General features: G+C 72.1%; 9 protein-coding genes and 1 pseudogene. 4 read left to right on the plus strand and 6 right to left on the minus strand.

Going from position 1 to position 8,173, the window contains the following annotated elements; all coding sequences use genetic code 11:
* Positions 1-147 precede the first annotated feature (147 nt).
* Positions 148-483, plus strand: coding sequence for a hypothetical protein (locus tag EYA84_RS21080; protein WP_131054773.1), 336 nt, complete (start codon positions 148-150; stop codon positions 481-483).
* Positions 484-751: 268 nt separating this feature from the next.
* Here the strand turns inward: EYA84_RS21080 and EYA84_RS21090 are convergent, their stop codons facing one another.
* The 4 genes from EYA84_RS21090 to EYA84_RS21105 all read right to left on the minus strand — a co-directional run bounded on the left by EYA84_RS21090 (position 752) and on the right by EYA84_RS21105 (position 4,654).
* Positions 752-1,984: a hypothetical protein gene (locus EYA84_RS21090; protein WP_236145882.1), complete on the minus strand. Its 1,233-nt coding sequence runs from the start codon at positions 1,982-1,984 to the stop codon at positions 752-754.
* Between the two features lie 255 nt (positions 1,985-2,239).
* Positions 2,240-2,815, minus strand: a complete 576-nt coding sequence (locus EYA84_RS21095) for a TetR/AcrR family transcriptional regulator (protein WP_131054774.1) — start codon at positions 2,813-2,815, stop codon at positions 2,240-2,242.
* Complete coding sequence (locus EYA84_RS21100; protein WP_131054775.1) at positions 2,808-3,608, minus strand: alpha/beta fold hydrolase; 801 nt, start codon at positions 3,606-3,608, stop codon at positions 2,808-2,810. The genes EYA84_RS21095 and EYA84_RS21100 overlap by 8 nt, the downstream gene beginning before the upstream one ends.
* Positions 3,609-3,733: 125 nt before the next feature.
* On the minus strand, positions 3,734-4,654 hold the full coding sequence (locus EYA84_RS21105; RefSeq protein WP_131054776.1) for a proline dehydrogenase family protein: 921 nt from the start codon (positions 4,652-4,654) through the stop codon (positions 3,734-3,736).
* Between the two features lie 206 nt (positions 4,655-4,860).
* On the opposite strand from EYA84_RS21105, the gene EYA84_RS21110 reads away from it, so the two are divergent.
* From EYA84_RS21110 to EYA84_RS21120, 3 genes are read left to right on the plus strand one after another with little or no spacing between them, the layout of a single operon-like run.
* A complete protein-coding gene (locus tag EYA84_RS21110; protein WP_236145883.1) occupies positions 4,861-5,142 on the plus strand; it encodes a hypothetical protein in 282 nt (93 codons plus the stop codon).
* Between the two features lie 2 nt (positions 5,143-5,144).
* Positions 5,145-6,311, plus strand: a complete 1,167-nt coding sequence (locus tag EYA84_RS21115; RefSeq protein WP_131054777.1) for a glutathionylspermidine synthase family protein — start codon at positions 5,145-5,147, stop codon at positions 6,309-6,311.
* Between the two features lie 18 nt (positions 6,312-6,329).
* Positions 6,330-6,887: a CGNR zinc finger domain-containing protein gene (locus EYA84_RS21120; RefSeq protein ID WP_131054778.1), complete on the plus strand. Its 558-nt coding sequence runs from the start codon at positions 6,330-6,332 to the stop codon at positions 6,885-6,887.
* 118 nt (positions 6,888-7,005) lie between these two features.
* Here the strand turns inward: EYA84_RS21120 and EYA84_RS21125 are convergent, their stop codons facing one another.
* Positions 7,006-7,815 (minus strand): sugar phosphate isomerase/epimerase, encoded by an 810-nt coding sequence (locus tag EYA84_RS21125; protein ID WP_201272444.1) that lies wholly within the window; start codon positions 7,813-7,815, stop codon positions 7,006-7,008.
* 98 nt (positions 7,816-7,913) lie between these two features.
* Positions 7,914-8,173 (minus strand): annotated as a pseudogene (locus EYA84_RS21130) (hypothetical protein); the annotation flags it as partial.

Genomic DNA, 8,173 nt, shown 5'->3' on the forward strand with positions numbered 1-8,173 from the left:
TGAGCGCTAGTCTCGTGGGCTCTGAGAGGGGTATAAGAGACAGCCGCAGCCGGAGGCGTAGCGCCCGGGGCCCGTGCGCCGGCCGTCCAGGAAGCTGCCAGGTGCGGATGCTGCACTGGGAGGCACGCCGAGGAGAGGAGCCGGGCAATGGGCTGGTTCAGCCGGCGGCCCCGGGCCGCAGAGGGCACCCCGACGAAACTGGACCGCGAGGCGACCCCGGAGGACCTCGCCTCCCTGGAGCAGTTCGCGACCAGTCGGCAGGGGGTGGAGTTCTATCTCGAACCGGAGACCACCGCCACCGACACCACCGTGGTCGCCATCGCGCACGACGGTGAGTGGATCCGACGGCGTACCGGGACGCCCCGGGTCGCCGGGAAGATGGCCCGCAAGCACGCCATCCCGCTGTACGAGGCGACCAAGGTCGGGTACCCGGAACGGATGCGGGCCTGGAACCGGGCGCACCCGGAACGCCGGGCCCGCTGACGGGTCCGTCCGGTGGCCGCCGCGCGGGCGGTCACGGTGGCCGGAGCGTCGATCTCCTCGGCCACCGGGGCGAGCACGGCCGAGGCGAGCGAGATCGAGGGCGGATCCTCGCCGCACGAGGCGGCACCGGTGAGGGTCAGGACGGCGACGGCGGTCAGGGCGGTGAGCAGGCGGGGCCGCGTGACTGCGGGCAGCCGCGGCGAGTCGGTGCGGCGCACCCGCCCATGCTACGAGTCGCCCCCGTCAGACCTGCGGCGCGCCGCCGTGGTCAGCGCACCGTGGCGCGGATGTACGCGACACACTCCTTGTGCAGGGTGCTCCACTCCTCCTCGAAGATCTCCTCGCTGACCTGTGCCGGCACACGAAGGTCGTGCAGCACGGCCTTGGCGAAGGCGAGCACCCGCTCCTCACCGAACCGGTCGACGAGGTAGCGGACCGCCAGGAAGGCGGTGCCGTAGCTGCCGTTGACCAGTTCCTGCGGGGTGTCGGCGTCGGGGGTCAGGCTCTCCAGCTTCCCGTCCCAGTCCCCCTCGACCAGCTCACGGACCGCGTCCAGCCCCTCGTACCGCCCGACCGGCTGGCCGTCGACGCCCGCCTGCTCGGCCAGTCCCTCGCTCAGCCACCACGTCGAATCGTCCGCGTAGTTCTTCTCCGGCAACGACGCGGCGTGGGCCAGCTCGTGTCGCAGCAACTCGTCCAGGTAGGGGCCGTACTCGAAGCTCTCCGGTCCGAGCACGATCTCGTAGTGGCCACCGCCGACGTTGATCGCGTACCCGGCACCCCACTCCGGCTGCTCACCGCCGTACCAGCGTTTCCACTCCTTCGGCCCGGCGTAGAAGATCCGGTACCGGTCGGGCGGGCTGCCCGCGACCACGTACGCGTCGGCCACCGTCGCCGCCGCCTCGGCCCGCCGCAGCAGGCCCGGCAGCCGTTTGCGGTACGCCGGCGTGGTGGCCACGACCGTACGCTCGCCCACCGCCACGACCAGGTCGCTGACCTCCCAGGGCAGGCTGCCGGGCTGCCCGTTGGACCGGCCGCTGACGTGGTGCGCGGGCTTCGACCTGGAGAGCGCGAGCAGGCGGGGCTCCGCGCCGTCGCGCCACCGGGTCTCGATCACCACCGGGCTGGGCGTGCAGTCGGGCAGCACGAAGCAGTACCGGTACTCGACCGGCAACCGCCATTCGCCCGCCCGTCCGGCCGAGGTGGGCAGCCCGCTCGGGCGCGCCTCCCAGCGGGTGACCCGCAGCGCGGTCAGTGCGCCGTACCGGCGGCGCAGGTCCTTCTGCGCGGCGGGTGCGGCGATCGCCAGGAAGCCGGCCCGGTCCCGACCGAGCAGCGCCGCCGACTGCTTCTCCAACTGCGCGGTGATCCGCTCGGCCGCCTGCCGGGCGGCGATCGTGGTCGGGTTCTCGGTCGGCGAGGCGGCGGTGGCGGGCTTCCCGAGGTCGGTGTCGGGCAGCCCGCCGGCCAGCAGCACCACCGGCACGCCGCAGGCCAGCACCAGCACTCCCGCGACCAGTGCCGTCCAGAGTGGCCATCGCCGACGCGGCGTCGCGTCAGCCGATGTCGCGTCAGCCGATGTCGCGTCAGCCGATGTCGCGTCGACCGGCGTCGTTGCGGCCGGCGTCGTTGGCGCTTGCGTCACGTCAGCCGGCGTCGGATGGTCGCCGGCCGTGGATCCCCCGTCGGTCACCGGCGCAGAGTACGGGTCCACCTGTGCGGGCGGAAGTGCCGCGACGCGCCGGGTGTGGGGCGGTCAGCCCTCGGACCCGGGCCAACTCCGGTAGGCGACTCCGAGGGCGGTCACCATCTGGTCGAACGAGCGGTCGACCTCGCGCGGCAGGCCGAAGTCACCGCCCGCCTCCAGCGAGACGAAGCCGTGCACGGCGGCACGGAACATCCGCACCCCGTCCACCGCCGCGTCGCCCTCGATCCCGTACCCGCGCAGAATGGCGTAGACCACCTCCACCGCGCGCCGACCGGCGGCCACGTGCGCGGGGTCGTCCGGGTCCGGTACCCGCTGCGTGGCCGGGTAGCGGCCGGGATGACGGCGGGCGTACGACCGGTAGGCGACGGCGACGGCACGCAACGCGTCCTCGCCACTACGACCGGCGGCAGCCGTCGTCATCTCGTCGGCGATCTCGGCGGTGGCCAGTGCGGAGAGTTGCTGCGCGAGCGCGTCGGCGCCCCTGACGTGCTTGTAGAGGCTGGGCAGGGCGACGCCGAGCCGGCCGGCCAACGCGGCGAGCGTGAGCTTGTGGTAGCCGACCTCGTCCGCCAGCCTCGCCGCCTCGCGTACCACCACCTGGGGGTTGAGCCCGGCCCTAGGCACGGTCGATCACCGCGAGGAACTCGGTCAGCTCACCGGCCATCGCCTCGGGACGGTCGGCGTGCGGGTAGTGGCCGGCCTCGCTGATCATGCGCGCCTCGGCGACCGGGAAGAGTCGTCGTGCGGCACGCGCCTCGGCGGCCGGGTCGGCGAAGTCCGGGTCCTTCGTACCCATCAGCACCAGCACCGGCTGCCGCACCCGGGGCGCGACGGCGGTCCAGTACGGCTCGACCGGGACGATCAGGCCGCGTACCGCCGCCATCCGGCCGGGCCGGCGCAGCGCCGCCACCATCGCCGTGCGGTACGCCGCGTCGTCGGCGGGCCGGTGGACCGGGAAGAGGGTGCGGTGGAAGAGCCCGAACAGGCGGGCACTGCGCAGCACCGCACCGATGGCCAGCCGCATGAACGGGTTGAGCTTGCGCTGCTCGACGAACGCGCCGACCAGCACGATGCCCTCGACCAGGTCCGGTGCCTCGGTCGCGGCGAAGACGACGGCCGCGCCGCTGGACGAGTTGCCGACCAGGGTGGCCGGGCCACCGCCGATGTCCCGGACCACCGCCAGCAGGTCGGCGCCGACCTCCGCCGGGGCGTACGACGGCCACCCGACGCTGGAGTCGCCGTGCCCCCGGACGTCGACCGACGCCACCCGGTACCCCGCCGACACCAGCAGCGGGACCAGGTGCCGGTAGGAGTGCCGGTTCTCCCCCATGCCGTGCGACAGGACGACCAACGGCCCCTGCCCGTGCACCTCGTAGGCGACACGTCCACCGTCGCGCGCGACAAAGCTAACAGTCATAGCTAGAAAGCTAACCTCATTAGCCAATTTCGTCAAGGCGACGGCCCCGGATCGCCGGTCGACGGTCCGGGGCCGGTGGGAGACGGTCGATCCCGGGAGGCCGGGCTGGCTCCGGGAGGCCGGGGTTACTTGCGGGAGGCCACGGCGCGGGCGAAGAAGGCCAGGTTGGCAGGGCGCTCGGCGAGCCGCCGCATCAGGTAGCCGTACCAGTCGTCGCCGTAGGGGACATAGGTGCGGACCGCGTAGCCCTCGCCGACCAGACGGGCCTGCTCCTCCGGTCGGATGCCGTACAGCATCTGGAACTCGAAGCGGTCGGGTCCCCGGTCGAACCAGCGGGCCCGGTCCTCGCCGATGGCGATCAGGCGCGGGTCGTGGGTGGCCAGCATCGGGTAGCCGTCACCGGACATCAGGATGTTCATGCAGCGCACGTAGGACTTGTCCACCTCGCGGGGCGACTGGTACGCCACCGACTCCGGCTCCTTGTAGGCGCCCTTGCAGAGCCGGACCCGCGACCCGGCCGAGGCCAGCTCACGGCAGTCCGACTCGGTCCGCCGCAGGTACGCCTGGAGCACCGCCCCGGTCGACGGAAAGTCCTTGCGCAGGTCAGCCAGGACGTCCAGCGTCGAATCGGTGGTGGTGTGGTCCTCCATGTCCAGGGTGACCGTGGTGCCTGCGTCGACGGCGGCGGCGCAGATCGCCCGCGCGTTGTCGTACGCCAGGTGCTCGTCGAAGGCCTGGCCGAGCGCGGACAGTTTGACGCTCACCTCGGCGGCTGGCGTCAGGCCCGCCCCGGCGAGACTCCGCAGCAGGGTGAGGTACTCGTCCCGGGTGGCGTTGGCCTGCTCGGGGGTGACGGTGTCCTCACCGAGGTTGTCGAGGGTGACCGCGAGACCGTCGTCGACGAGTACGCGGGTCACGCGCAGCGCGTCGTCGGTCCCGGCGCCGGCGACGAACCGACGCACGACGTCCCGGGAGAACGGGGCCGTCGCGACGAGCCGCTCGACCCGGGTTGACCGGGAGGCGGCGAGAATGACGGAACGGAGCATGAGCCGAGCGTAACGCCCGAGCCACCCCCCACCGCGCCCGCCCGAGGTGCAAGGAAGGGCCCCCTGTTAACACTCAGGTGTGAGAAGGGAACCCTTCTATACCTGAGGCGTTAATAGGGTGCCCTTCCTTACAAAAATCCGTACTACGGACTGCGTACCAGTACCCCGGGCGGCGGGCGTGGCGTGCATCGGTTACAACGATGGACGTGGAAAACCGCCCCCGCCGCCGGCTCCGGTCGGCCTCCGTGCAGCTCGGCGCGCTCACCGCCCTCGCGCTCGCCCTCTCCGGCTGCAACATGTCTTCCGACGACGACGATGACGACTGCGCCATGGGCCCGACCGGGGGCGGTGAGACAGTCGCCCTGGCCCTGCACACCCCGGCACCGTCGGTCGGCACGGCTGTCACGCGGGGCGCCCCGGAGCCGGTCGGCGCGTCCGTGCCGGACCGTGGCGGCTTCGGCACCCATCTCGCCTCCTGCGGCGGCTGAGCGTGCGTCGGGAGCAGGTCACCCCGCGACCCGACTGGGACGCGACGATCCGCGCGCAGGGGCTGGTGTACGTCGACACCGAGCTGCCCGACGGCGGGGTCATGTCGTACTGGGACGAGACCGCCGCGTACGCCTTCGACCTGGACGAGGTGCTGCGTCTGGAGGAGGCCACCGAGGAGTTGCACCGGATGTCGGTGGCCGCCGCCGAGCACGTGGTGGCCCGTGACCGGTACGAAGAGTTCGGCATCCCGCAGTGGGCGGCCGAGGCGGTGGCCCGGTCGCTGCGGGAGTCGCCGCCGACCCTCTACGGCCGGTTCGACCTCTGGTATGACGGCAGTTGGCCGCCGAAGCTGCTGGAGTACAACGCGGACACCCCGACCGCGCTGGTCGAGGCGAGCATCATCCAGTGGTACTGGCTGGAGCAGACCCGCCCGGAGCTGGACCAGTGGAACAGCCTGCACGAGCGGCTGGTGGGCGCCTGGGCGAAGATCGGCGCCGGCCTGCACGACCGCCGGGTGCACGTGGTCTGGTCGAACGAGGAGGAGAGCGGCGAGGACCACATGACGGCCGGTTACCTGGCCGAGACCGCCCGCCAGGCCGGGCTGGACGTGGAGCTGCTGCCGATCCAGGAGATCGGTTGGGACGGCCGTCGCTTCGTCGACACCGCCGACCGACCGGTCACCACCTGCTTCAAGCTCTACCCGTGGGAGTGGATGCTGGCCGAGCCGTACGGGCCGCTGGCGCTGGATCCGGGTACGCCGACCACCTGGATCGAGCCGGCCTGGAAGCTGCTGCTGTCGAACAAGGCGTTGTTGGCTGTGCTCTGGGAGCTGTACCCGGGGCACGAGTTGCTGCTGCCGGCGTACCTGGACTCGCCGCGCGGCATGACCGAGTACGTCGCCAAGCCCCTGCTCGGTCGGGAGGGCGCCGCCGTGCGGATCGTCACGGAAAGTGAGGAGATCACGAATCCGGGCGATTATGGCAGTGAGGGGTTCTGCTATCAGGAGTTCCGTGCACTGCCCCAATTCGACGGGAGTCACCTGGTCCTGGGCGCATGGGTGGTGGACGGCGAATCGGCCGGGGTGGGGTTGCGAGAGAGCGCCAGCCTGATCACTGATGGTTACGCCAGATTCCTTCCGCACTACATCGACGCGCCACGTCCGGGGTGAGTCGTCTACCGTTGGAGTGTGAACTTCGACGCGTACGCCCGGACCGGAGTTGACCTTGTCAACGCCCGCCTGGACGACCTCGACGACCTGCGGGCCATCTTCTGCGACGACCACGAGTGGATGCGCGACGAGGTCGCGGAACGGGATCTTGCCACCTTCCGGCGCGCACAGAAGCGGCTGCGGGACGTCTTCGAGTACGGCACCACCGGGCGGGACGGCCAGGCGGTCGCCGAGCTGAACTCGCTGCTGGAGGTCCACCCGGTGCAGCCCCGCATCTCGGGGCACGACTCCAGCGACTGGCACATGCACGCCACCGGCCGGGGCGCCTCGGTCAGCTCGGAGTACCTGGCCGGCGCGGTCTGGGGCCTGTCGGTCTGGCTCTGCGAGTACGGCAGTGCCCGTTTCGGGGTCTGCGCCGACGACCGCTGCGGCAACGTCTACCTGGACACCTCGTCGAACTGCTGCCGCCGGTTCTGCTCGGAACGCTGCGCCACCCGCTCGCACGTGGCCGCCCACCGTGCCCGCAAGCGGGCCGCCGTGCCGGCCCAGAGCGATCCGCTGACGTCGGTCTCCTGACCGGTCCCGCGTCGCCGGACGCGACCTCCGGTGCCGTCCGGGCCGGACGCGACCGAAGCCGGTCCGCCCTGTCGAGACGCGGCCGGGATCAGGCCGCCCCGACCGGACGCGGCTGAGGTCAGGCCGCCTCGACCGGGGACGGGGTGTTCAGGTGCTGGCGGGCGAAGGCCAGCGCCTCCCGCAGGTCCGCCTCGCGCACCTGTCGACTCTTCGCGCCCCGGGTGGTCACCTCGACCGCCACCGAGCCGGTGAAGCCCCGACCGGCCAGCGAGCGCAGCAGCTCGGCGCAGGGCTGGGTGCCGCGCCCGGGCACCAGGTGCTCGTCGCGACCCTCACCGGTGCCGTCACCGAGGTGCACGTGCGCCAGCCCGGCACCCATCCGGTCGGCCATCTCCAGCGCGTCGGTGTGCGAGGCGGCGCAGTGCGACAGGTCGAGCGTGTACGAGCGGTGACCCGTCTCGGTCGGGTCCCAACCGGGCGCGTACGGCACGAACTGCCGCCCGGCCATCCGCACCGGGTACATGTTCTCCACCGCGAACCGCAGCCCGCCGAACTCGTCGGCCACCGTGTCCAGCCCCTCGGCGAAGCTGCGGGCGTAGTCCCGCTGCCAGGTGAACGGCGGGTGCACCACCACGGTCGGTGCCTGGAGCGTCTCGGCCAGCATCGCCGCCCGGCGCAGCCGCTCCCACGGGTCGGTGCTCCACACCCGCTGGGTCACCAGCAGGCAGGGGGCGTGCACGCTGAGCACCGGCACGCCGTAGTGGTCGGACAACCCGCGCAGCGCGCCGGCGTCCTGGCTGACGGCGTCGGTCCAGACCATCACCTCGATCCCGTCGTAGCCGAGCTCCGCGGCGAGCTGGAACGCCGCCGCGGTCCGCTCAGGGAAGACCGAGGAAGTGGACAGGAGCACCGGGACGCGGGAAGTCACACCACCGAGGGTAGCCCCCGGCCATTGCACTAATCCGATGTTAATCCGTGAATCGGATTTTACGGACACCTGGTGTCACATCGGGTCGCGGCCCGGTCTCACACCGGCGCGAGCCGGTCCAACCGGTCCAGGATCACGCCCTCGCGCAGCGCCCAGGGGCAGATGTCCAGCGAGTCGACTCCGAGTCGGCGCATGACCGCCTCGGCCACCACGGCACCGGCCAGGAGCTGGTGCGACCGGCCGGCGCTCACCCCCTCCAACTCGACGAGCTGGGCCGGTGGGATGTGCCGGATGAAGCCGAGCACCTGCCGCAGCCCCGAGCGGGTCAGCCGACGCCGGGCCCAGAGCCCGGCACCGC

It is taken from the genome of Verrucosispora sp. SN26_14.1, assembly GCF_004307965.1.
In the GTDB taxonomy this organism is placed as follows: Bacteria; Actinomycetota; Actinomycetes; order Mycobacteriales; family Micromonosporaceae; genus Micromonospora.